At 69.9% G+C, this 22,996-nt stretch carries 20 protein-coding genes and 1 pseudogene; 12 read left to right on the top strand and 9 right to left on the bottom strand.

Annotated features, from left to right (window positions below; all coding sequences use genetic code 11):
* Positions 1-35: 35 nt before the first annotated feature.
* Complete coding sequence (locus AB0M87_RS19430; protein ID WP_365854447.1) at positions 36-1,376, bottom strand: GH1 family beta-glucosidase; 1,341 nt, start codon at positions 1,374-1,376, stop codon at positions 36-38.
* Between the two features lie 304 nt (positions 1,377-1,680).
* Between AB0M87_RS19430 and AB0M87_RS19435 the strand changes: the two genes are divergently transcribed.
* Both AB0M87_RS19435 and AB0M87_RS19440 read left to right on the top strand, forming a co-directional pair.
* Positions 1,681-3,903 (top strand): glycoside hydrolase family 9 protein, encoded by a 2,223-nt coding sequence (locus tag AB0M87_RS19435; protein WP_365854449.1) that lies wholly within the window; start codon positions 1,681-1,683, stop codon positions 3,901-3,903.
* A 96-nt stretch (positions 3,904-3,999) separates the two neighbouring features.
* Positions 4,000-4,959 (top strand): glycoside hydrolase family 6 protein, encoded by a 960-nt coding sequence (locus AB0M87_RS19440; RefSeq protein WP_365854451.1) that lies wholly within the window; start codon positions 4,000-4,002, stop codon positions 4,957-4,959.
* Positions 4,960-5,143: 184 nt separating this feature from the next.
* On the opposite strand, the gene AB0M87_RS19445 is transcribed toward AB0M87_RS19440, so the two are convergent.
* Complete coding sequence (locus AB0M87_RS19445) at positions 5,144-6,181, bottom strand: LacI family DNA-binding transcriptional regulator (protein WP_365854453.1); 1,038 nt, start codon at positions 6,179-6,181, stop codon at positions 5,144-5,146.
* A gap of 305 nt (positions 6,182-6,486) precedes the next feature.
* Here AB0M87_RS19445 and AB0M87_RS19450 point away from each other — a divergent pair, with 305 nt between their 5' ends.
* From AB0M87_RS19450 to AB0M87_RS19460, 3 genes are read left to right on the top strand one after another with little or no spacing between them, the layout of a single operon-like run.
* Complete coding sequence (locus tag AB0M87_RS19450) at positions 6,487-7,974, top strand: extracellular solute-binding protein (protein ID WP_365854456.1); 1,488 nt, start codon at positions 6,487-6,489, stop codon at positions 7,972-7,974.
* A gap of 9 nt (positions 7,975-7,983) precedes the next feature.
* On the top strand, positions 7,984-8,979 hold the full coding sequence (locus AB0M87_RS19455; protein WP_365854458.1) for a sugar ABC transporter permease: 996 nt from the start codon (positions 7,984-7,986) through the stop codon (positions 8,977-8,979).
* A 10-nt stretch (positions 8,980-8,989) separates the two neighbouring features.
* Complete coding sequence (locus AB0M87_RS19460) at positions 8,990-9,850, top strand: carbohydrate ABC transporter permease (protein ID WP_365854460.1); 861 nt, start codon at positions 8,990-8,992, stop codon at positions 9,848-9,850.
* A gap of 326 nt (positions 9,851-10,176) precedes the next feature.
* Here the strand turns inward: AB0M87_RS19460 and AB0M87_RS19465 are convergent.
* The 3 genes and pseudogenes from AB0M87_RS19465 to AB0M87_RS19475 form a co-directional block, all read right to left on the bottom strand.
* A pseudogene (locus tag AB0M87_RS19465) lies at positions 10,177-10,364 on the bottom strand (6-phospho-beta-glucosidase); the annotation flags it as partial.
* A gap of 403 nt (positions 10,365-10,767) precedes the next feature.
* On the bottom strand, positions 10,768-11,628 hold the full coding sequence (locus tag AB0M87_RS19470) for a 3-hydroxybutyryl-CoA dehydrogenase (RefSeq protein WP_365854462.1): 861 nt from the start codon (positions 11,626-11,628) through the stop codon (positions 10,768-10,770).
* Between the two features lie 140 nt (positions 11,629-11,768).
* The gene (locus tag AB0M87_RS19475) at positions 11,769-12,665 is read right to left on the bottom strand and encodes a DMT family transporter (protein ID WP_365854464.1); all 897 of its coding nucleotides are present in this window, start codon (positions 12,663-12,665) and stop codon (positions 11,769-11,771) included.
* On the opposite strand from AB0M87_RS19475, the gene AB0M87_RS19480 reads away from it, so the two are divergent.
* Positions 12,664-14,100 (top strand): PLP-dependent aminotransferase family protein, encoded by a 1,437-nt coding sequence (locus tag AB0M87_RS19480; RefSeq protein ID WP_365854466.1) that lies wholly within the window; start codon positions 12,664-12,666, stop codon positions 14,098-14,100. The two genes, AB0M87_RS19475 and AB0M87_RS19480, sit on opposite strands and share 2 nt — an antisense overlap.
* 142 nt (positions 14,101-14,242) lie before the next feature.
* A complete protein-coding gene (locus AB0M87_RS19485) occupies positions 14,243-14,818 on the top strand; it encodes a histidine phosphatase family protein (protein WP_365854468.1) in 576 nt (191 codons plus the stop codon).
* A 6-nt stretch (positions 14,819-14,824) separates the two neighbouring features.
* Here the strand turns inward: AB0M87_RS19485 and AB0M87_RS19490 are convergent, their stop codons facing one another.
* Together AB0M87_RS19490 and AB0M87_RS19495 are read right to left on the bottom strand one after the other, a co-directional pair.
* On the bottom strand, positions 14,825-15,289 hold the full coding sequence (locus AB0M87_RS19490) for a DUF6314 family protein (protein WP_365854470.1): 465 nt from the start codon (positions 15,287-15,289) through the stop codon (positions 14,825-14,827).
* Positions 15,290-15,338: 49 nt separating this feature from the next.
* Positions 15,339-16,151 carry an SAM-dependent methyltransferase gene (locus tag AB0M87_RS19495; RefSeq protein ID WP_365854472.1) on the bottom strand — a complete coding sequence of 271 codons (813 nt, stop codon included), beginning with the start codon at positions 16,149-16,151 and terminating at the stop codon, positions 15,339-15,341.
* A gap of 166 nt (positions 16,152-16,317) precedes the next feature.
* On the opposite strand from AB0M87_RS19495, the gene argC reads away from it, so the two are divergent.
* From argC to AB0M87_RS19520, 5 genes are read left to right on the top strand one after another with little or no spacing between them, the layout of a single operon-like run.
* Positions 16,318-17,346 (top strand): N-acetyl-gamma-glutamyl-phosphate reductase, encoded by a 1,029-nt coding sequence (gene argC, locus AB0M87_RS19500; protein ID WP_365854474.1) that lies wholly within the window; start codon positions 16,318-16,320, stop codon positions 17,344-17,346.
* Positions 17,343-18,494: a bifunctional glutamate N-acetyltransferase/amino-acid acetyltransferase ArgJ gene (gene argJ / locus AB0M87_RS19505; protein ID WP_365854476.1), complete on the top strand. Its 1,152-nt coding sequence runs from the start codon at positions 17,343-17,345 to the stop codon at positions 18,492-18,494. The genes argC and argJ overlap by 4 nt, the downstream gene beginning before the upstream one ends.
* Positions 18,491-19,414, top strand: coding sequence for an acetylglutamate kinase (gene argB / locus AB0M87_RS19510; protein ID WP_365854478.1), 924 nt, complete (start codon positions 18,491-18,493; stop codon positions 19,412-19,414). The genes argJ and argB overlap by 4 nt, the downstream gene beginning before the upstream one ends.
* Entirely contained in the window at positions 19,411-20,595 is a 1,185-nt protein-coding gene (locus tag AB0M87_RS19515) for an acetylornithine transaminase (protein WP_365854480.1), read from the top strand. Before argB ends, AB0M87_RS19515 begins: the two co-directional genes overlap by 4 nt.
* Before the next feature lie 19 nt (positions 20,596-20,614).
* On the top strand, positions 20,615-21,154 hold the full coding sequence (locus AB0M87_RS19520) for an arginine repressor (protein WP_365854482.1): 540 nt from the start codon (positions 20,615-20,617) through the stop codon (positions 21,152-21,154).
* Between the two features lie 15 nt (positions 21,155-21,169).
* On the opposite strand, the gene AB0M87_RS19525 is transcribed toward AB0M87_RS19520, so the two are convergent.
* Both AB0M87_RS19525 and AB0M87_RS19530 read right to left on the bottom strand, forming a co-directional pair.
* Positions 21,170-21,883 (bottom strand): L,D-transpeptidase family protein, encoded by a 714-nt coding sequence (locus tag AB0M87_RS19525; RefSeq protein ID WP_365854484.1) that lies wholly within the window; start codon positions 21,881-21,883, stop codon positions 21,170-21,172.
* Between the two features lie 64 nt (positions 21,884-21,947).
* Positions 21,948-22,973, bottom strand: coding sequence for a bile acid:sodium symporter family protein (locus AB0M87_RS19530; RefSeq protein ID WP_365854486.1), 1,026 nt, complete (start codon positions 22,971-22,973; stop codon positions 21,948-21,950).
* Between the last annotated feature and the right edge of the window lie 23 nt (positions 22,974-22,996).

Below are 22,996 nucleotides of genomic sequence, written 5' to 3' on the forward strand. Positions count from 1 at the left end.
AGTGGGGAGTAGCAGCACTGTAAGCGCGAACCGTGTCACAGGCCGCCACGCCTGATGACATCGGCGTACCAGCGGGCGCTGTCCTTGGGCGTGCGGCGCTGGGTCGCGTAGTCGACATGCACGATGCCGAAGCGGGGGGTGTAGCCGAAGGACCACTCGAAGTTGTCCAGCAGCGACCAGACGAAGTAGCCCTTGAGCGGCACGCCGCGGCTGATCGCCTGTACGCAGGAGCGGAGATGGCCGTCCAGGTAGGCGATCCGGTGCGCGTCGTGCACCTCGCCGTGCTGCACCACGTCGTCGAAGGCGGCACCGTTCTCCGTGATGTACAGGGGTACGGCTGGGTAGTCGTCCTTGAGACGCAGGAGGAGCTCCAGGAGTCCCCTCTCGTCGATCTCCCACCCCATCGCGGTCCTCGGACGGCCTCCGTCGGCGATACGGACCGACGGCGAGCCCACGTAGGCGGATTCGGCCGGCGTCGAGCCGCCGGCGACCAGCATCGGTGCGTAGTAGTTGACGCCGAGGAACTCCGGCGGAGTCCCGATCCTCTTCAGGTCGCCGTCGTGGATGTGCCCGAAGCCGGTGACCTCATGGAGGTCGTCGAGTACGTCGTCGGGGTAGGCCCCGCGCAGCAGCGGGTCGAGGAAGAGGCGGTTCTGCATGCCGTCGATGCGGCGGGCCGCGTCCAGGTCGGCGGGCGTGGCGTGGAGCGGGGAGACGTGGGTGAGGTTGAGTGTGATGCCGACGCGGGTGTCGCCCCGCATCGCCTCCGCCGCCAGGCCGTGCCCGAGCAGCAGGTGGTGGGCGGCGCGTACGGCGGCTGCGGGTTCGTGGCGGCCGGGGGCGTGGCGGCCCGTGGCGTAGCCGAGGAAGGCCGAGCACCAGGGCTCGTTGAGGGTGGTCCAGTGGGTGATGCGGTCGCCCAGCGCCTCGTGGGCGAGGGCGGCGTACTCGGCGAACCGCTCGGCGGTGCCCCGGGCGGGCCAGCCGCCGCGGTCCTCGAGCGGCTGGGGCAGGTCCCAGTGGTAGAGGGTGGGCCAGGGCTGGATTCCGTGGTCGAGGAGGGTGTCGGTCAGGCGGCGGTAGAAGTCGAGGCCACGCTGGTTGACCGGGCCGGAGCCGGTGGGCTGGATCCGGGGCCAGGCGAGGGAGAAGCGGTAGGCGCGCAACCCCAGTCCGGCCATCAGCGCGACGTCCTCGGGGAAGCGGTGATAGTGGTCGGCCGCGACGGCTCCGGTGTCGCCGCCCTGGATGGCGCCCGGGGTGGCCGCGAAGGTGTCCCAGATGGAGGGGCCCCGGTCGGCCTCGGTGACCGCGCCCTCGATCTGGTAGCTCGAGGTGGCGGCGCCCCACAGGAAGCCGGGATCGAACGTGCTCACCGAGTTGAACCTCCACCTGGGGGCATTCCGAGAGCGGTAACAATCGGAATGCTCTCGTCCTTGATCTCTGTGTGGCGAGTGAGCTGGGTTGACGCCGCAGCTCTGCCGGTAACCTGCTCGATGCTTTCGCGAAAAACTGGAACCGCTTACAGTCGCAGCCTAAGAGCACGCATGGAGCCTGTGAAGGGCTCGGACACAGAAAAGACTCATGTGTTTGAAGCCTTGACAGCCTCGGCGCCCCCGCCGAACATCTGGCACTGACGCCGCACCGAGCCGGGAACCCTGTCACGGAGAAGGGTTCGGTATGTTCCACAAGACCAGATGGGGCGCGGTCTTCCTCGCGCCCGTCCTGACCGTCGCGCTGGCCGCGACACCCGCGCACGCCGCGGACTACGAACGGGTGCTCAACGGCACGTTCGACAGCGTGAAGGCACCCTGGTGGAGCAGCGCCAACACGCCGTCCACCCTCGACCTGGGCCGGCTGTGCGCAGACGTCCCTGCGGGGACCGTCAACGTCTGGGACTCCATGATCGGCCAGAACGACATCCCACTCGAGGCCGGCCGGCCCTACACGCTGCGCTTCACCGCCTCCGCCACCCGGGACGTGTCCCTCCACGCCGTACTGCAGCTGCCCACCGCTCCGTTCACGACCACCCTGAACAAGACCGCCGCAGTCACCACCACGCCCAAGGCCTTCCAGTTCACCGGCACGTCCACGACGGCCAACCTGCATGCCCAGCTGTCCTTCCAACAGGGCGGCGCCGCCCAGCCGTTCACCCTGTGCCTCGACGACGTCTCCCTCACCGGGGGCGCGATACCGCCAGGCGGTGGGCGAGACTTCGGCTCCCCGGTGCGGACGAACCAGTACGGCTACGCCATCCACGGCCCCAAGAAGGCGTCCATCGTCGACGCCTCAGCGGGGCCCGTGGAATGGCGCCTGCGCGACTCCTCGGGCGCGGTCGTCAAGACCGGACGCACCCACGTCCAGGGCACGGACGCCGCGTCCGGTGACCATGTGCACATCGCCGACTTCAGCTCGGTCCACAGGGCTGGTACGGGATACACGCTCGCGGTCGGCACCGCGACCAGCTATCCGTTCGCCATCGCGGACAATCCCTACACGGCCCTGAGCAAGGACACCCTCGGCTACTTCTACGACGTCCGCAGCGGCACGCCCATCGAGGCCACGTACGCCGGCGACGCCTACGCCCGGCCCGCCGGACACGCCGGCGTGGCACCCGACAAGGGCGACACGGACGTGCCCTGCCTGCCCGGCACCTGCGACTACTCTCTGGACGTCCAGGGCGGCTGGTACGACGCGGGTGACCAGGGCAAGTACGTCGTCAACGGCGCGCTCGCCGCCTGGCAGTTGATGGACTCCTACGAACGCTCCCGCGGCCAGGGCGACGCCGCGGGACTGCGCGACGGACTGCTGAGCATCCCCGAGAACCACAACGGCGTCCCGGACGTACTCGACGAGTCCCGGTGGGAGATGGCGTTCCTGCTGAGCATGCAGGTGCCTGCGGGCGAGCCGCTGGCCGGCATGGTCCACCACAAGGTCCACGACCTGGCCTGGAGCGCCCTGCCCACCCAGCCCGACCAGGACTCCCAGCCCCGCTACCTGCACCCTCCGTCCACGGCCGCCACGCTCAACCTGGCCGCCGCAGGCGCCCAGTGCGCCCGGGTATGGGCCCGCTACGACTCGGCCTTCGCCCACACGTGCCTGACCGCGGCCGAGACCGCCTGGAAGGCCGCGCTCGCCCATCCCGACGTGTACGCCCCGAGCAGCGACAGCGTCGGCGGGGGAGCGTACGCCGACACGGAGGTGTCCGACGAGTTCTCATGGGCCGCCACCGAGCTCTACGCCGCCACGCACGAGCGTGCCTACCTGTCCCACATCGACACGCGGATCACCTCGGCCGGGTTCTCCTGGCGGGACACCGGCGCGCTGGCCGACCTCACCGTCGTCCGGCTGCCGAGCCGCTTCCCCGCCCACATGGTCGTCGCCGCGCGCAAGCGGGTCCTCGCCGTTGCGGACGGGTTCGTGCGCGACGAACGGTCGCAGGGTTACCCGAACCCCGACCTGCCCACCGACGGCGCCTACGTCTGGGGCTCCAACAGCATCACCGCGAACAACTCCATGGTCATCGCGACCGCCTACGACATCACCCACCGGAGCAACTACCGCAGCGCCGCGCTGGAGTCGCTGGACTACCTCCTCGGCCGCAACGCCCTGAACCAGTCCTTCGTCACCGGATACGGCACGCAGGCCAGCCACAACCAGCACAACCGGATATGGGCCCACCAGATCGATCCCAAGCTGCCCAGCCCCCCGCCCGGTTCGCTGGCCGGCGGCCCCGACTCCGCCCTTCAGGATCCGGTCGCGCAGCAGAACCTGGTCGGCTGCGCCCCCGCCACCTGCTACATCGACGACATCTACTCGTACTCGACCAACGAAGTTGCCATCAACTGGAACTCCGCATTCGCCTGGGTGGCAGCCTTCGCCGCCGCCGCCTCCGCGCGCTGAACCACCGCCGTGGGCCCCGCACGCGCCGGACGAGCGCGGGCGGGATCCGAGCCGAGGGGCCCGCGGCAGCCCTGCCCTGAGACGAAGGGACGCACCATGCGCTGGAACGCCCTGCTCAGAACTGCCCTGATCTGTCTGCTCGCCCTACCACTGCCGCTCCTGGCGGCCGGTCAGGCAGCCGCCGACAGCCCGCTCTCCCTGACGAGCGGCTTCTATACCAACCCCTACTCCGGCCCGGCCGTCTGGGTCCGGAACAACCCCTCCGACGCGAGAGCCGCGCGCATTCAGTCGGCCATCGCATCCCAGCCGATCGCTCGCTGGTTCGCCAATGAGAGCGGAGGTATCGGACCGGCCGTGGCCAACTACGTCGGCGCCGCCAACAGCCATGACCAACTGCCGGTACTCGTCGCGTACAACATCCCGGCCCGCGACGCGTGCGGTGGCCAGTCATCCGGCGGCGCGGGCGGCGTGGCCGCCTACCGCACCTGGATCTCCACCTTCGCGGCCGCGGTGGGCGACCGCCCCGCCGTGGTCGTCATCGAGCCGGACGCCCTCTCGGACTTCAGCTGCCTGACCAGCTCGCAGACCAGCGACCGTCTCGCGATGCTCGCGTACGCCACCCGGATGTTCCAGCAGAAGGCACCCAACACCTGGGCCTATCTGGACGCCGGACACACCAACTGGGTCGCCCCGGCGACCATGGCGAGCCGGCTGAAGTCCGCGGGCGTGAGCAACGTCCGCGGCTTCTCCCTGAACGTCTCGAACTTCTACACCACCGCGGCCTCGGAGACGTACGGCAACTCGATCAACTCCGCTCTGGGCGGCAGCTCCCACTTCGTCGTGGACACCAGCCGCAACGGAAACGGCTCCAACGGCGAGTGGTGCAACCCCGCTGGGCGCAGACTCGGCGTCACCGCGCGAGCGGGCGCGGGCGAGGACATGCTGCTGTGGGTCAAGACGCCGGGCAACTCCGACGGGCTGTGCGGCATCGCCCCGACCGTACCCGCCGGGCAGTTCAGCCCCGATCTCGCCGTCCGGCTCATCGACGGCACCTGATCCCGGCGTGGGGCGCGGGTCCCTGACAGCCCGCGCCCCACGCCGTACCGCTCGTCAGCGCGACGGCTCCAGGCTGATGGTGCCCTTGGTGCCCTTGGTGCCCTTGGTGCCGTCGGGCCAGATGACGGAGGCGAGGGCGGTGCCGTCGCCGTCCAGGAGACCTCCAGGTGTATGGCTTGAGGTCTCAACTGTCCACTGTCTCTCCGGCGGTGCTGAGGCGGGCGGGGGGTGCCACCGACTGGCGTACGACGATGTGCGAGCCGAGCACCACATGGCGGTTCTGCGGATCACTGGGGCGGCGGTGCAGGGCGAGGCGGGTGGCGGAGCGGCCGAGTTCCTGCTGGGGGACGTGCACGGTGGTCAGCCGCGGGTAGACCTCCTCGGCGAGCGGGATGTCGTCGAAGCCGACCACGGAAACGTCGTCGGGGACCGAGCGGCCCAGGTCGCGGGCGGCGGCGATGGTGCCGGCGGCGCTCATGTCGTTGGCGCAGAAGATCGCGGTGGCGTCGGTGCCGGTGAGCAGGCGGCAGGCCGCTTCGTATCCGGACTCGCGCGTCATGTCGCTCTCGGCGACGAGCGTCGGATCGGGCTTGATGCCGTGCGCGCGCAGGGCCCGTTCGTACCCTTCGAGGCGCTGGCCCGCCACGCTGAACTCGTGCGGGCCCGCCAGGTGGGCCACCCGAGTGTGGCCGGCGGAGATCAGATGGCTGGTGGCGGCGAAGGCGCCGCTCTCCATGTCGCACTCCACCACATCCACCGGCGCTTTCGCACCCTTCCACGTCCGGCCGCACAGCACCAGGCGGGCGCCGGCCCGGTCCATCCCCTCGGCGGCGGCAGCGAGTTGGGCGAGGTGCTCCTCGGTCTCGGCCATGCCGCCGACCAGGATGATCGCCTCCGCGCCCCGCTGGCGCATCAGGTTGATCACCGATAGCTCGCGCTCCGGGACGCCCTGGGTGGAACAGACGAGGCAGACCCGGCCGTCGGCGACGGCCTGCTCCTCCACTCCGGAGGCGACGTTCATGAAGAACGGCGAAGTGATGTCGTTGACCACCATCGCCACCATCCCCGAAGCCGTGGAGAGGGAGCGGGCGTTGGCGTTGAGTACGTAGTCGAGCGCGCTCACGGCCTGCATGACCCGTTCGTGCGTCGCCGGGGGCGCGGTGTACGCCCCGCTGAGGATCCGCGAAACGGTGGCGACGGACACACCTGCGCGTGACGCCACGTCACGAATCGTTGCCCGGCCTGCGGAACCCCGACCACGAGCCATGCTGTGCTTCTCCTTGCCCCGGTGAACAACTGCTTGAGTAACGTTGATGAAAAAGTTACACAACTTGCCAGGGTTTCTCTATGCCCTGGCGGAAGTCCGACTGGCGGGCATTCCTGTCACCTCGAGGATTGACTCGTAAAGCCTCGTCGAACCCCTTGACGGTCGGGACACGCACCCTTAACGTCCCGTTTACTGTAAACGGTTCAGTGAACGTTACACGCCGTTCAGCATTCTCTCTTCCGCCTCGGAGGATCATCCAGATGACTTCGTCGAACGTTTCCAGACGCGGCTTCCTGCAGGCCGCCGCACTCGGCGCCGGGATCATGGCGCTGGGCAGCGGCCTTAGTGCATGCGGTTCCAGCTCCCCCTCCTCGTCGGCCGACGCGCTCACCTACTGGGACTGGTACGTCACCCAGGCCCCCTGGGTCGACAAGGAGATGGCGCTCTTCCAGAAGGCCCACCGCGGCGTCGGCGTCAAGAAGACCACCCAGCAGAACGCCAAGTATGCGGACCTGGTGGCGCTCGCCAACCGCAGCGGCAACCCGCCGGACGTCTTCATGATCCCGCAGGTGCCCAGCGTCGCCGAACAGGTCGCCCAGGGCTGGCTGCGGCCGCTCGACGAGTGGGCGACACCGGAATGGCAGGCCCGCTTCCCCGAGGGCACCTTCCTGGAAGGCGCGAACGTCTTCGACGGCAAGGTCTACTCGGCCCCGCTGAAGGGCTCGGGCCCGCTCTACCAGCTCTACATCCACCATGGCGTCTTCAAGTCCGTCGGTCTGACGAACCCTGACGGAAGCGTCAAAATACCCAGGACATGGGACGAAGTGACCAGCGCCGCTCAGACGATCACCAAGAAGAGCGGCGGCAAGTCGTACGGCTTCGGCTTCGGCAACGCCGACGGCATCGGCGTCCTCGCCTGGTGGCTGGACCTGTTCGTCCGCGGCGCAGGCGCACCCGGCGGCGCCCCCACCGGCGCCGCCACCGGCATGGACTACCGTGTCGGCAAGTGGACGTACGGCACCGACCGGGCGTACGCCGATTTCCTCGACCTGTTCGTCGAATGGAAGAAACGCGGCTTCTTCCACCCCAACTCCGTCAGCCTCTCCGACGAGGCGGCCCGCGCGTTCTTCGAGCGCGGCAAGTTCGGCATGACCGTCGGCGGCGTGTGGAACCAGCCCGAGTGGACCCAGCACAAGTTCACCGACTACAGCCTGGTCACGCTGCCCTCGCCCACAGCGACCCCGCAGGGCTACTACTACGCCGACCCGGTCGGCAACGGCACCTTCGCCGCGGTCTCCGCCCACAGCATGAAGGCGCACCAGGCATTCCAGTGGCTGGACGCGCTGACGGCCCCCGCCGCCGGCCGCCGCTGGGTACAAGACCTCAATGGCATCTCCGTACACCCCGCCGACAACGACCCGGCCGGCATCGACTCCAAGCCCTTCGCCGCCTTCGTCGGCATGACCAAGCAGGTGCTGCGCGGCCCGGTGCCCCTCGTGCGCAATCCGGAGCTGGCCGGCGTCGCGCCCGGCGCCCCCAAGCCGGACATCAGCGATGTGGTGACCGGCATCTACACCGGCCAGATCAAGGACGTACACGGCGCGTTGAGCAGCCTCGCCGACAAGAAGCACCAGATCCTCTCCGACGCGGTCGCCACGGTGGCCAAGCAGGGCAAGAAGGTCAGCACGTCCGACTACGTCTTCGCGGACTGGGACCCCACCAAGCCGTACGCCACGAAGAAGGCGTGAGCAGCCATCATGTCACTCCTCGCCACCCGTCAGCGCCGGCGGCCGCCACGAACCGCACCACCGGTCGTTCCCCGGGCCCGCCTCTGGCACCGTGTCCGCGCCGCCAAGTGGTCGTACGCCTATCTGGCGCCGATGGCCGTGCTGCTGCTGACCTTCGTGATCTACCCGATCTTCGCCTCCTTCGGCTACACCTTCTACCGGTGGAACGGCATCGGCGAACCCGGCAACTACGTGGGCCTGGCCAACTTCCGGCAGATCCTGCACGACCACATCTTCTGGGGCGCCGTCGAGCACACCTTCGTCTACGCGTTCGTACTCGTCCCGGTGCAACTGTTGCTGGCGCTGGCGCTCGCGCTGGTGCTGAACAACCCCAAGCTCAAGTTCGCTCTGTTCTTCCGGACCGTCTACTTCATCCCCGTCGTCACCTCGGCCGCGGTCGTCGGCGTGGTCATCCAGCTCATGCTGGCCAACTTCGGAGACTCGGCCAGTGGCCTGCTGGCCAAGACCGGGGTGACCGACGGGCACATCGACTGGCTCGGCGACCCGCACACCGCCCTGGCCGTGATCATCGCGATCGGCATCTGGCACACCCTCGGCTACAACCTCGTATACTTCCTCGCCGGCCTGCAGACCATCCCGGCGGAGCTGTACGAGGCGGCGAAACTTGACGGCTGCGGCCCGGTCCAGACCTTCTTCCGCATTACCATCCCGATGCTGCGCCAAGTCGGCGGCGTCATCGTCGTGCTGGCCTTCATCGGCAGCTTCCAGGTCTTCGACCTGGTGCAGGTCCTCACCGGCGGCGGCCCGTACTTCGCCACCGAGGTCGTCAACACGTACATCTACCATCTGGCCTTCGGCGGCTCCGCCGGCGCCGCCGCCCAGCCCGACATCGGCCTGGCCTCCGCGGCCTCGTTCCTCTATGGACTGCTGCTCATCGTCTTTTCCGCGCTGCAGGTCCTCGCCCTGCGGGGACTCGGCCGACGGCGCACGGCCGCCAACCAGTGAAGGAGCTTCGATGTCCACACTGTCCCCGCGCCTGCGACTGCGCCCGCGGATGACCCTGCGCCGCGGCCTGCTCTATCTCGCGTTGCTCGGCGGCGGAGTCGTCTGGCTCTACCCGTTCCTGTGGGCGCTGGGCAGCTCGCTGAAGAGCACAGACGGCTTCTTCTCCGGCGGGCTGAACCCGATCCCGTCCGAGTTCCACTGGTCCAACTACAGCGAGGCCTGGACGCAGGCGGACTTCAGCCGGTTCTTCATCAACACGGTTCTGTTCGCCATGGGTACGGTCGTCGTCACCCTGCTCGCCAGCTCCATGGCGGGCTATGTCCTGGCCCGCACCGACTTCCCCGGCAAGAAGCTCTGGCTGGGCCTGGTCGGGGTAACGCTCTTCCTGCCGCACGGCTATACGATCATCCCGGTCTTCGACCTGATCCAGAGGCTGCATCTCCTCAACACTCTCTGGTCAGTGGTCATCGTCCAGTCGGCGGGCGGGATGGTCTTCGGCACCTTCCTCTTCATGGGCTACTTCACGACGATCGACCGGGGCCTTGAGGACGCGGCCCGCGTGGACGGGGCGAGCTTCCACCAGATCTTCTGGCGGATCATGCTGCCGCTGTCCGGGCCGATGCTGGCGACCGTGGGCCTGTTCGCCTGCATCACCGCCTGGAACAGCTTCTTCATCCCGCTGGTCTTCACCCTCTCCCGCCCCGAGCTGCATACGCTGTCGGTGGGCATGTTCAGTTTCATCGGGCAGAACTCCACCGCCTGGACCCTGGTGTGCGCGGGGTCGGTCATCACCCTGCTCCCCATCGTCCTGATCTTCATCGTGCTGCAGCGGTTCTTCATCAACGGGCTGGCCGGCGCGGTCAAGCAGTAGCGAGGAGCAGCTGCCGGTCGGGTCGCCGAGCCGACGGAGGTGCCGACGTACCCTGTGAGCACCGTGGCCTCGGGCCGGCTCTTCAGCCGGGGCGACGAAAGGTTCCCCACCGCGGTACTCGGTTCCCGGGCGGCCACCCGTCTCGGCTTCCTGTTCGGGGGGCGCGGACGGGCATGCGGTCGACGAAGGCGTCGATGAGTTTGCGGGTCAGGCCGGGGGAGATGACGCGTCCCCGTCGGCCACTGCGCGGATGCCCGCGACCAGTTCCCCGGGCGACGTCCGTCTTGGGGTTGCACAGTCGACAGCCATCAGTAGCCCGGTCGTCATCAAGCCCACCACAGATGTGCGCGGTTGGTGGCGAAGAGCTTGCCCGCCAGTTCCTCGGCAACGGAGACCTGACCGACCAGTGGAGGGCCTGGAGTGCGGTGGTGACCCTGTCCACACCACCGGGCAGGGCGGCGTCCAGTGCCAGTTCCTCGTAGGCCGTCACGTGGGAGATGGGCCCGGCGACGACGATGGCGTTGTCGTCCTGTGTCGCGGTGATGATACCGGGGCCGACGCCCTACCATCAGTCGTCGTAGGCCTTGCTGTTTCCTGCTCACGTTGCCCAGGCCGCCGTTTACTAGGTGCACGGCACCCACCTTGCGCGCCGATTCCGCGCGGTCGCGCGCGGCGGCACGTCCTACAAAGGTGGTCCCCGTCAGCTCGCGGAACCGGTCGTCAGCCCACGGCGGCGGCGAGCGCTGAAAGGCCCAGGGCTTCCGGCTCGCGCATCCGCGCCGTTGCTCCGTAGCCTCCGGCACGGCGTCGCGTCGGCTGTAGCAGACGAGGCTCTTGGGGGCCGCACACGGTCCTTACCTCGAGTAACGTGCCTCGGCGGGCCCGGCGGCGTGAGCGCCGGGCCCGCGGACGGGCGGTCAGGCGTACGGGTAGAAGCCCGAGCCGGTCTTGCGACCCAGCCTGCCCGCGTCGACCATGCGCTGCAGCAGCGGGGGAGCGGCGTACAGGGGCTCCTTGTACTCCGCGTACATCGAGTCCGCGACCGAGGCGACGGTGTCCAGACCGATCAGGTCGGCGAGCTTCAGCGGGCCCATCGGATGGGCGCAGCCCATCTCCATCCCGTTGTCGATGTCCTCGCGGCTCGCGATGCCCGACTCGAACATCCTGATCGCGGAGAGCAGATACGGGATGAGCAGCGCGTTGACCACGAAACCCGAGCGGTCCTGGGCGCGGATCGCGTGCTTGCCGAGTACGTCCTGAACCAGCGCTTCGGAGCGTTTCACCGTCTCGTCGGACGTGGTCAGCGCCGGGATCAGCTCGACGAGTTGCTGCACCGGAGCCGGGTTGAAGAAGTGGATCCCGATGACCTGGTCCGGCCGGGACGTCGCGACGGCCAGCTTCACCAGCGGAATGGACGAGGTGTTGGAGGCCAGGATCGCGTCCTGCCGGGTCACCACCTGGTCGAGTACCTGGAAGATCTCCGTCTTGACCTGCTCGTTCTCCACCACTGCCTCGATGACGAGATCGCGATCGGCGAACTCCCCGAGGTCGGTGGTGAAGCTGAGCCGACCGAGCGTCGCGTCGAGCTCCTCCTCGGTGATCTTGCCGCGTTCGGCGGCCTTCGAGAGAGAGTTCTGGAGCCGGGTGCGGCCTATTTCCAGGGCCTCGCCAGTGGTCTCGGCAACCGTCACCTCGAGGCCGCTGCGGGCGCAGACCTCTGCGATTCCCGCGCCCATCTGGCCACAGCCCACTACTCCGACGCGTTCGATGTCGGTCACATCCAGCCTTTCGCAGATCGTCGCGGACGAGTCCCCCGTGTGATTCCGGCGCCCGCCCGGCCCCAGACGTTACTCCTGACCTGCGGACGGATGACGCCCCGGGTTAACCGCCGCTAACCGCATATAACGGACATAGCGTCCTAACGCGTCCGTGATCGCTGGGTGACCGCGATGCACACCAGTACCGCGACGGCCGCCACCGGAGCGGCCACCGGCAGCTGCTCGCCGAGCAGCACCACCGACCAGACCAGCGTCAGCAGTGGCTGCCCGAGCTGCAGCTGGCTGGCCTTGGCCACCCCGATGTCCGCCATCCCCCGGTACCAGACCACCAGGCCGAGAAACTGCGAACCGGCCGCCACCCAGGCGACTCCGGCGATGCTGTGGGCCGTGACCTGCACGGGTTCGGTCACGAGCGCGACGGCCGCGGCCGGGACGGCCAACGGCAGGCAGAGGATCAGCGCCCAGCCGATGACCCGCCAGCCCGGCATCTCCCGGGCCAGCCGTCCCCCCTCGGTGTAGCCGGCGGCGCAGACGAGCAGCGCGCCGAAGAGATACATGTCACCGGTGGACAGGGCGCCACCGGACTGCTGGACGGTGAAGATAATCACCACAGCGGCGCCGGCCAGCGCGGAGACCCAGAAAGTACGGGACGGCCGCGAACCGGTCCGGACGACGGAGAAGGCGGCAGTGGTGAGGGGAAGCAGACCCACCACCACGGCCGCATGCGAGGTCGTCGAGGTCTGCAGGGCCAGCGTGGTGAGCAAGGGAAAACCGATGACCACGCCACCGGCCACCACGGCAAGACCGGCCCACTGCCGGCGCTCGGGCACCGGGGCGCGCAGGGCGATCAGTGCGGCACCGGCTATCAGCGCCGCCAGCACACACCGCACCGAGACCAGGGACCACGGGCCGAAACCCTCCAGACCCCAGGCCGTCGCGGGAAAGGTGAGCGAGAAGGCGACCACACCCAGAGCGGCAAGGACGGTGCCGCCCACTGCTATCGGCGCCTCGGTGGTAGCGCTATTCTGTACTGTCATGAATCAGCGTAGCAGCGTCGACGATCTGGTGAAATCCCTGAAAGCGGAGCTCGATCGCTATCCAGTGGGTGGAAAGCTGCCGTCGAGCAGGGCGATGGTGGAGAGCCACCGGGTCAGCCCGGTGACGGTTGCCCGGGCGCTCGCCCAGCTGGCCGCCGAAGGACTGGTGGTGACCCGCCCGGGTGCCGGAGTGTTCCGTGCCCGGCCCCGCACGGACACCCCGGCGCCGGGCGACACCTCCTGGCAGGAGGTCGCGCTCAGCGCCGACGGGGCCACCGACGCGGTGCCGCGCACCGTCGACGCCTCGGGTGTGCTGGCCACCCTCGCCGCGCCGGCCCCGGGAATCGTCGAGTTCAACAGCGGCTACCTCCATGCCTCGCTGCAGCCCGAGCAGGCGATGTCTGCGGCCCTGGCCCGGGCCGGGCGCAGGCCCGGCGCCTGGGGCCGGCCCCCGATGGACGGGATACCCGAGCTCCGGGAGTGGTTCGCACGCGGCATCGGCGGAGCGATCACCGCAGCGGAGGTGCTGATCACCGCGGGCGGCCAGAGCGCCCTGACCACCACTCTGCGCGCCCTTGCCCCGCCCGGCGCCCCGGTACTCGTCGAATCGCCCACCTACCCGGGCATGCTGGCCATCGCCCGGGCCGCGGGGCTGCGTCCCGTCCCGGTCCCGGTGGACTCCGACGGCGTACGTCCCGACCTGCTCGACGCCGCCTTCCGGGCGACCGGTGCCCGGGTCTTCGTCTGCCAGCCGCTCTTCCAGAACCCGACGGGTGCGGTACTCAGCCCGGCGCGCCGGCCCGAAGTGCTGCGGATCGCCCGGGAGGCCGGGGCGTTCGTCGTGGAGGACGACTTCGTACGCCGACTGGTCCACCAGGATGCCGGGCCGCTTCCCCCACCCCTCGCCACTGATGACCGGCACGGTGTGGTGGTGCACGTCTGCTCGCTCACCAAGGCCACCTCGCCGAGCCTGCGGGTCGGCGCGCTGGCGGCGCGCGGTCCTGTGCTCGAACGGCTGCGTGCGATCCAAGTGGTCGAGAGCTTCTTCGTCGCCCGACCGCTTCAGGAAGCCACCCTGGAACTCGTCGGATCGCCTGCCTGGAGCCGTCATCTGCGGTCCGTGGCAGGGGAGTTGAGGGGCCGCAGGGAAACCCTGGCCGGCGCGCTGCGCCGGGACATCCCGGAACTCGCGCTGCCACACGTTCCCACCGGTGGCTATCACCTCTGGCTCCGGCTGCCGGACGGATCGGACGAGCGGGGGCTGGTCTCCGCAGCTCTGCGGGCGGGTGTCGCCGTGGCACCGGGCCGCCCCTACTTCTCCGCCGAACCGCCGGCAGCGCACCTGCGGCTCAGTTTCGCCGGGGTGGCCGGCCCCGGTGAGATCGTCGAGGGGGTACGGCGGCTGCGCGTTGCCTGCGACGAGGTGTTCCGCTGACCGCCGGGCGCCGCCGGTGAGTCCGGCGCCGGTAGTCCGCCGCCGGTGAGAGCCGCCCGGGTGAGACCCGCCTGTCTCGCGACACCTGTGAGGAGCGCGCGCACCCCTTGACCCGGAGCGCTTTCCGCAGCACGATCCCGCCATGAGCGACCGCGTCACGCTGGTCACCGCTGCGCGCAGTTCCTCCCGGCTCGCCGAGCGGTTCGACGACGACCGGCCACTCGACCAGGCCGGCTTGCACGAGGTGCAGCTCTCGGCGGGTGCGCTGGTGCCACTCGGGGCGGCAGAGCTCCGTTACTGCTCACCGACCGTCCGCAGCCGGGCCACCGGCAACGCTCTCGGTTTCGCACCGCTCGCCCAGCCCGCCCTGAGCGACTGCGACATGGGCCGCTGGCGCGGGTTCACGCTGGCCGAGGTGACGGCCCGGGAACCCGCGGCGGTCGACACCTGGCTCGCCGACCCGCGGTCGGCCCCGCACGGCGGTGAGTCCCTGCTGGGCTTCATCGCGCGGGTCGGCGGGTGGCTGGAGACCCGCCCCGCCTGCGACGGCTCGATCGTGGCGGTCGCCGAACCGGCCGTGGTCCGGGCGGCCCTGGTGTACGCGCTCAAGGCGCCGCCCTCGACGTACTGGAACGTCGACGTCCGCCCGCTCTCCACGGTCACGCTCACCGGGCGGCCCGGCCGCTGGAGCCTGCGGCTCGAGACCGGCATGCGCTGACCCCGGTCAGTCGCATCGGTCGCGGGTGTACTCCGTGGTCAGCAGCAATTCCTTGGCCGGCCCCCCGACCTGCCAGACGCTGCGCCAGCGTCCGGCGCTGTACGCGGTGAACTCACCCCGGTAGAGGTCCGCGCCGCAGGGATGGCCGGCGAAGTGGTGTCCCGATCGCAGGTCCAGGCCGTGGAAGAACCGCCCGTCCGCGAAGTGGACCCGTGCGGTACCACGAGCGCCGCCCTCGCCGGGATGCGCGGGCAGGAAGCGAAGCGTGCGCTCGGCCGGACGTGCGGTGCCCTGCCAGGTGAAAGTGCCGGACTCGTGATGCCACAGCCCGTCGCCGTCCGGTCCGGCCGGCGGATCGAAGACCGTCCGCCCGGTGAAGTACCCGTCCGATCCGCTCGCCAGGTCCCGCACCGTCCGCTCCACCCGCCAGGCTCCGGCGAGATAGGCCAGTACGTCGGGCACGGGGTACATCGTCGGTGGCTCCTCCGGAGGCTCCCGGCGAGTTTACCGGGGCTCCCGGTCAGGGCTTGAGGCCCACCCCCGCCAGGCCGTGCAGCACAGCAGGGTCGTCCTCGTCGCAGGGCACGTCGGGGCGCCAGTGCGGCAGCGGGACGATGCCCGGCCGGACGATGTCGAAACCGGCGAAGAAGGGTTCGAGGTCATCGGCGCTGCGCATGATCAGCGGAGTGCTGGTGCGCCGGTACACCTCCTGCACGGCACGCTGGCCGGTCGGAGCGGGCCCGTTCTCCAGGGTGGCATGGGTGATGACCATGACGCTGCCCGGGGCCAGCGCGTCCCGCAGGGTAGCGATGACGTCCACCGGGCGCTCCTCGTCCGGCAGGAAGTGCACGACCGCGACGAGCAGCAGCGCTACCGGCCGGTCGAAGTCCAGGAGCCGGCGGGTCTCCGGGTGCTGGAGTACGGAACGCGGATCGCGCAGATCGGCGTCGGCGATCGCCGCGTGCTCGTTTCCGTCCAGGACGGCGCGGCTGTGGGCGACGGCCACCGGGTCGTTGTCGACGTAGACGACCCGGGCACCGGGACATGCGGTCTGTGCTGTTTCGTGCGAGCTGCCGAACGTGGGAATCCCGGACCCGATGTCCAGGAACTGGGTGATGCCCCGGTCCAGCGCGAAGCGGATCGCGCGGTGCATGACGGCCCGGTTGGCCTTGCTGATCGCCGGAGCGCCCGGCATGGCGCGGAGCACGGCGCCGGCCGCCTCCCGGTCGACCGCGAAGTTGTGCGAGCCGCCGAGGAAGTAGTCGTATATCCGGGAGACGCTGGGCTTGGTTATGTCAATGTCCTGAGGAGCCCAGGACGGTCGCTCGGTCACGGTTCGATGCCTCCAGGCCAACGGGTGCGGAGTGTGTGCACGAGGTTACTGATCCGTGGCCCGCGGGGAGCACCGAATGGGTCAGGTCGGAGGCGCTGCCGCCCTGGCCTCGTTGCATAACACTGCACCACTGCGTATAGTCATGCCATCGACGAGGAGGATTTCGGTGGCGGTACGTGCAGCAGTGGCAGGGGCGAGTGGATACGCGGGCGGGGAGCTGCTGCGTCTGCTGCTGGCGCATCCCCACGTCGAGATCGGCGCCCTCACCGGACACTCCAGCGCGGGGCAGCAGCTCGGCTCGCTGCAGCCACAGCTGCGTCCGCTGGCCGGCCGGGTGCTCCAGCCGACCACCGCCGAGGTGCTCGCCGGACACGATGTGGTCTTTCTCGCCCTGCCGCACGGACAGTCCGCCGCCGTCGCCGAACAGCTCGGCGACGAGGTGCTGGTGGTCGACATGGGCGCCGACTTCCGGCTCGAGGACGCCGGCGACTGGGAGCGGTTCTACGGCACCCCGCACGCCGGGACCTGGCCCTACGGACTGCCCGAACTTCCGGGCGCCCGCGCGGCGCTGGCCGGGTCCAAGCGCATCGCCGTGCCCGGCTGCTATCCGACGGCCGTTTCGCTGGCGCTCTTCCCGGCGTATGCCGCCGGGCTCGCCGAGCCCGAAGCGGTGATCGTCGCGGCCTCCGGGACCTCCGGTGCGGGGAAGGCGGTGAAGCCGCATCTGCTCGGCTCCGAGGTGATGGGCAGCATGTCCCCGTACGGCGTCGGCGGCGGCCACCGGCACACCCCGGAGATGATCCAGAACCTCAGCGCGGCGGCGGGCGAGCCGGTCACCGTGTCGTTCACCCCGACCCTCGCGCCGATGCCCCGCGGCATTCTCGCCACCTGCAGCGCGAAGGCGAAGCCCGGGGTGGACGCCGATGCGGTGCGCAGGGTGTACGAGAAGGCCTTGGCCGACGAGCCCTTCGTCGATCTGCTCCCCGAGGGACAGTGGCCGGCGACCGGTGCGGTGTACGGCTGCAACGCCGTGCAGATCCAGGTCGCGTACGACGCGGCGGCCGGCCGGATCATCGTGATCAGCGCCATCGACAACCTCACCAAAGGCACCGCGGGCGGCGCCCTGCAGAGCATGAACATCGCCCTCGGACTTCCCGAGGACACAGGTCTTTCGACGATCGGAGTAGCACCGTGAGCGTCACGGCAGCGAAAGGATTCACGGCGGCGGGTATTGCCGCCGGAATCAAGGAGAGCGGCGGCCCCGACCTGGCCCTCGTGGTCAACAACGGGCCCCGCCTGGCCGCCGCGGGCGTCTTCACCTCCAACCGGGTCAAGGCCGCCCCCGTCCTCTGGTCCGAGCAGGTCGTCAAGGGTGGCGCAGTCGGTGCCGTCGTCCTCAACTCCGGCGGGGCCAACGCCTGCACGGGCCCCAAGGGGTTCCAGGACACGCACGCGACCGCCGAGAAGGCGGCCGAGGTGCTCGGGCAGAGCGCCGGCGAAGTGGCCGTCGCGTCGACCGGGCTCATCGGCGTGCTGTTGCCCATGGACAAGCTGCTGCCGGGCATCGAGCAGGCAGCCGCCGAACTGTCCGTGCACGGCGGGGAGAAGGCCGCCATCGCCATCAAGACCACCGACACCGTGCACAAGACGGCCGTCGCGGGCGGCGAGGGCTGGACCGTCGGCGGCATGGCCAAGGGCGCGGGCATGCTCGCACCGGGCCTCGCCACCATGCTGGTGGTTCTCACCACCGACGCGGACCTGGACACCGAGACGCTCGACAAGGCACTGCGCGCGGCCACCCGTACCACGTTCGACCGGGTCGACTCCGACGGCTGCATGTCCACCAACGACACGGTGCTGCTGCTCGCATCGGGGGCCTCCGCCGTCACCCCCGGATACGAGGAGTTCGCCGAGGCCGTCCTTACGGTCTGCGACGACCTCGCCCGGCAGCTGATCGGCGACGCGGAAGGCGCCAGCAAGGACATCCGGATCGAGGTGGTGAACGCCGCGACCGAGGACGACGCCGTCGAGGTGGGCCGGTCCATCGCGCGCAACAACCTTCTCAAGTGCGCCATCCACGGTGAGGACCCCAACTGGGGCCGGGTGCTGTCCGCCATCGGTACGACCCGGGCCGCCTTCGAACCCGACGCGCTCAATGTCGCCATCAACGGCGTCTGGGTCTGCAAGAACGGTTCGGTGGGCGAGGACCGCGACCTGGTCGACATGCGCTACCGGGAGGTGAAGATCACCGCCGACCTCGCCGCAGGCAGTGCGTCGGCCGTGATCTGGGCCAACGACCTCACCGCGGACTACGTCCACGAGAACAGCGCGTACAGCTCATGAGCGCCCGCAAGCACACCGCGCTGCCCAAGGCGCAGATCCTCATCGAGGCGCTGCCCTGGCTGACGCGTCATCACGGCAGGACCGTGGTCATCAAGTTCGGCGGAAACGCCATGGTCGACGAGGAGTTGAAGGCGGCGTTCGCCCAGGACGTGGTCTTTCTGCGGCACGCCGGCCTCAAGCCGGTCGTCGTACACGGCGGCGGCCCGCAGATCAGCGCCCAACTCGACCGGCACGGCCTGGTCAGCGAGTTCAAGGCCGGACTGCGGGTGACGACGCCCGAGGCGATGGACGTCGTACGGATGGTGCTGGCCGGCCAGGTCCAGCGGGAACTCGTCGGACTGCTCAACCAGCACGGGCCGCTCGCCGTCGGCCTGACCGGCGAGGACGCGCACACCATCACCGCGGTCCAGCACTTCCCGCAGATCGACGGCGAGTCCGTGGACATCGGCCGGGTCGGCGAGATCACCGCGATCGACACCGGTGCGATCGAGGCGCTGCTCGCCGACGGCCGTATCCCGGTCGTCTCCTCGATCGCCCGCAGCGCCGAGGACAACCACGTCTTCAACGTCAACGCCGACACCGCGGCCGCCGCGCTGGCCGCCGCGCTCAACGCCGAGACGCTGATGGTGCTCACCGACGTCGAAGGTCTCTACGAGGACTGGCCGAACAGCGACGACGTCATCAGCAGGCTTACCGCGACGCAGCTGGAGAAGCTGCTGCCCGAGCTGGCCAGCGGCATGGTCCCGAAGATGCAGGGCTGCCTCTTCGCCGTGCGCAACGGTGTGACCACCGCCCGGGTGATCGACGGGCGGGTCCAGCACTCGATCCTGCTGGAGATCTTCACCGACGAGGGAATCGGCACGATGGTGGTGCCCGACTCCGACACCAGCACCGGCACGGACACCGAGGGGGCGTCATGAGCAACGAGGAACTCGCACAGCGCTGGCAGGGCGCGCTGATGGACAACTACGGGACCCCGAAGCTCTCCCTGGTACGCGGTGAGGGCGCCACCGTGTGGGACGCCGACGGCACCGCGTACACCGACTTCGTCGGCGGTATCGCGGTCAACGCCCTCGGCCACGCCCACCCGGCGATCGTCGAGGCGGTCTCCCGGCAGATCGCCGCGCTCGGCCATGTCTCCAACCTCTACATCGCGGAGCCGCCGGTCGCGCTCGCCGAACGGCTGCTCCAGCTCTCCGGCCGGCCGGGCAAGGTGTACTTCGCCAACTCGGGCGCGGAGGCGAACGAGGCGGCGTTCAAGATCGGCAGGCTGACCGGCGGTACCCATATGGTCGCCACCCAGGGCGCCTTCCACGGGCGGACCATGGGCGCCCTCTCGCTCACCGGCCAGCCCGCCAAGCAGAACGGCTTCGAGCCGCTGCCCGGCGTGGTCACCCATGTCCCGTACGGCGACGCCGACGCACTGCGCGCGGTCGTCACCGAGAACACCGCCTTCGTGATCATCGAACCGGTGCAGGGGGAGAACGGCGCGGTCGTGCCACCCAAGGGCTATCTCCGGGCCGCCCGCGACATCACCCGGGCGACCGGCACGCTGCTGGTGCTCGACGAGGTCCAGACCGGCATCGGCCGTACCGGCCAGTGGTTCGAGTACCAGGCCCACGAGGGCGTGGATCCCGATGTCGTGACGCTCGCCAAGGGACTCGGCGGTGGGCTGCCGATCGGCGCGGCGGTGGCCTTCGGCCCGGCGGCCGAGCTGCTGCAGCCGGGGCAGCACGGCACCACCTTCGGCGGCAACCCGGTCGCCTGTGCGGCCGGTCTCGCGGTGCTCGACACGATCGCCGCCGACGGAATCCTCGACCATGTGAAGCGGACCGGCGAGCGGCTTCGGATGGGAATCGAGTCCCTGGGGCACCCGTTGATCAGCCATGTCCGTGGCGCGGGGCTGCTGCTGGGTATCGTGCTCACCGAGTCCCGGGCGGCGCGGCTGCAGCAGGCGGCTCAGGATGCCGGATTCCTGGTGAATGTGACCTCCCCCGATGTCGTACGGCTGATGCCGCCGCTGATCATCGGTGACAACGAGGTCGACGCGTTCCTCCAGGCACTGCCCGGCGTTCTCGATCAGGCAAACGGGGAAGAGTGATCCGCAGAGTGAGGCGACGATGACCGAGGCGCAGCAGGAGACCGAGCACAATGGACAGTCGGTCCCGCAGACCCGGACGGCCCGGCACCGGAGGATCGTCGACATCCTCAACCGGCAGCCGGTCCGCTCGCAGAGCCAGCTCGCGAAACTGCTCGCCGACGACGGGCTGAGCGTCACCCAGGCGACCCTCTCCAGGGACCTCGACGAACTCGGCGCGGTGAAGATCCGCAACACCGGCGGCGAGCTGATCTACGCGGTGCCCAGCGAGGGCGGTTACCGGACCCCACAGGCCCCGCTCGGTGAGTCGGCAAAGGAGGAGCGGATGCGCAGGCTCTCCTCCGAACTGCTGATCTCCGCTGAGGCGTCGGCGAATCTGGTGGTGCTGCGTACGCCGCCCGGCGCGGCGCAGTTCCTCGCTTCGGCCATTGATCAGGCCGAACTGCACGACATCCTCGGCACCATCGCCGGCGACGACACGCTGATGCTGATCAGCCGCGATCCGTCGGGCGGGCAGGCCCTCGCGGACCATCTGCTGCACCTCGCGCAGAACCCGCGCTGAGCGGGCCTCGGCAGCTCAGTAGCGGGTCAGCGCGGTCGGGCCCCAGCGGGTGCCGATCGCGATGTGCGGGCTGCGGCCCGGGTCGGCCCACGCCAGGATCCGGTCCATCGCGGCCGCCGGTACGGAGACACAACCGGCGGTCGCGCCTTCGCCGTTGACGTGCAGAAAGATCCCGGCTCCCCGCCCCCGCACCGGCCGGGCGTAGTTGAAGCCGATCACCAGCGCACGGGCGTACTGGGCCGGGTAGGCGACCAGGTGCTCGGCCTCGGTCGCCCGGCAGTCGGCCGGCCGGGGCTCCACCCAGCGGTTGTAGTCGCGGGCCGCGCTGTCCTCGCACCACCAGGAGGCGCCGGTGACCTGGCGGTACGGATAACGGATTCCGGCCGGAGCCGCCTTCACCCCGAAGGCGTACGGCAGGTCGTACAGTCCGGTGGGCGTGGTGTCGGTGCCCTGCTCGCGCAGTGTTCCCTCGACGAGGCCCCGGGCCCCGAAGCGGGCCGGCGCCGAGCCGGACTTCACCCAGCTGCCGGCCCGCAGGCTCCACCAGCTGACGGTGCCCGTGGTGGCACCGGAGTCGGCGGCCTCCGCAGTGATCAGCTGGGAACCGCCGCCGGCGTCGGCGAGCGTCTCGGGCAGTGGCGGCGCCTCATAGGGGTGCGCTGCGGCGTGGGCGGTGACGGGGCCCGTGAGGGCGAGCAGAACCGAACCGATCAGCAGAGATCTGCGCATGCCAGGACGGTACGCAGCGCCGCGCCGGGGTGCCCCCCGGGCTTGCTCCGTACGGCCCAGCGCGCTACCTCGCCGGTGACGCGGGCGGAGTATCGGAAGCGGGCCGGTCGGCGGGCTCGACGAGGGACCCGGCCTTCCGCGAGCGGTGTGCCATCCAGGCCGCGACCAGGGCACCCGACACGTTGTGCCAGACCGAGAAGATCGCCGCGGGCAGTGCGGCCAGCGGACTGAAGTGCGCGGTGGCGAGGGAGGCGGCGAGGCCGGAGTTCTGCATGCCCACCTCGAAGGCCATGGCCCGGCTCCCCGGCTTCCCGAGGCCGGCCACCTTGCCGGCACCGTAGCCCAGCAGCAGTCCCAGACCGTTATGCAGCACCACCGCGAGCAGCACCATCGCCGCCGCGGACTTGATCGTCTCGGCGCTGCCACCGACCACCACCGCGACGATGACGGCCACCGTGCCCGCCGAGAGCCACGGCAGTGCGCCGAGCAGCCGGTCGATGTACCTGCCGGCCAGGAACCGCACGGCCAGCCCGGCGAGCACCGGCAGCAGCACGGTCTTGAGGATGTCCGTCATCATCGAGCCCGCGTCGACGGGCAGGTAGGTACCCGCCAGCAGCAGCGTCAGCGGCGGCGTCACCAGGGGAGCGACGATGGTGGAGACGGTGGCCACCGAGACTGACAGAGCCACGTCCCCGCGGGCCAGATAGGTGACCACGTTGGACGCCGTGCCGCTCGGCGCGCAGCCGACCAGGATCACTCCGGCCGCCAGCTGCGGTGACAGGTCCAGCGCGTGGGCGATCAGCCAGCCGAGGCCAGGCATGATCACGTAGTGCGCGACGAGACCGAGTCCCACGGCCCACGGCCGTTTCGCCACTCCCCGGAAGTCCACCTTGGTCATCGTCAGGCCCATGCAGAACATGACGACGCCCAGGAGATAGGGCACGGACACGCCCCAGCCCGCGAAAGTGCCGGGCGAGGCGAGGCCGATGGCGCCCGCCACCAGGACGAGCACGGGGAAGACCGTGACCGCGAGGCGAGCGGCGCGGTCGGTGGATTCTGCTGAGCGGGGGAGCGCTTGTTCGGTTTGCACGCCGCGATGGAACGCCGTCGCCG

Source organism: Streptomyces sp. NPDC051320, assembly GCF_040682175.1.
GTDB lineage: Bacteria > Actinomycetota > Actinomycetes > Streptomycetales > Streptomycetaceae > Streptomyces.

Excerpts from the sequence above, each read along its gene's own strand:
- AB0M87_RS19475 (WP_365854464.1), bottom strand. The coding sequence starts at position 12,665 with ATGACAGTACAGAATAGCGCTACCACCGAGGCGCCGATAGCAGTGGGC.
- AB0M87_RS19520 (WP_365854482.1), top strand. The coding sequence starts at position 20,615 with ATGACCGAGGCGCAGCAGGAGACCGAGCACAATGGACAGTCGGTCCCG.
- AB0M87_RS19515 (WP_365854480.1), top strand. The coding sequence starts at position 19,411 with ATGAGCAACGAGGAACTCGCACAGCGCTGGCAGGGCGCGCTGATGGAC.
- AB0M87_RS19485 (WP_365854468.1), top strand. The coding sequence starts at position 14,243 with ATGAGCGACCGCGTCACGCTGGTCACCGCTGCGCGCAGTTCCTCCCGG.
- AB0M87_RS19435 (WP_365854449.1), top strand. The coding sequence starts at position 1,681 with ATGTTCCACAAGACCAGATGGGGCGCGGTCTTCCTCGCGCCCGTCCTG.
- AB0M87_RS19480 (WP_365854466.1), top strand. The coding sequence starts at position 12,664 with ATGAATCAGCGTAGCAGCGTCGACGATCTGGTGAAATCCCTGAAAGCG.
- AB0M87_RS19450 (WP_365854456.1), top strand. The coding sequence starts at position 6,487 with ATGACTTCGTCGAACGTTTCCAGACGCGGCTTCCTGCAGGCCGCCGCA.
- argB (WP_365854478.1), top strand. The coding sequence starts at position 18,491 with ATGAGCGCCCGCAAGCACACCGCGCTGCCCAAGGCGCAGATCCTCATC.
- AB0M87_RS19460 (WP_365854460.1), top strand. The coding sequence starts at position 8,990 with ATGTCCACACTGTCCCCGCGCCTGCGACTGCGCCCGCGGATGACCCTG.
- AB0M87_RS19455 (WP_365854458.1), top strand. The coding sequence starts at position 7,984 with ATGTCACTCCTCGCCACCCGTCAGCGCCGGCGGCCGCCACGAACCGCA.
- AB0M87_RS19440 (WP_365854451.1), top strand. The coding sequence starts at position 4,000 with ATGCGCTGGAACGCCCTGCTCAGAACTGCCCTGATCTGTCTGCTCGCC.
- AB0M87_RS19525 (WP_365854484.1), bottom strand. The coding sequence starts at position 21,883 with ATGCGCAGATCTCTGCTGATCGGTTCGGTTCTGCTCGCCCTCACGGGC.
- AB0M87_RS19490 (WP_365854470.1), bottom strand. The coding sequence starts at position 15,289 with ATGTACCCCGTGCCCGACGTACTGGCCTATCTCGCCGGAGCCTGGCGG.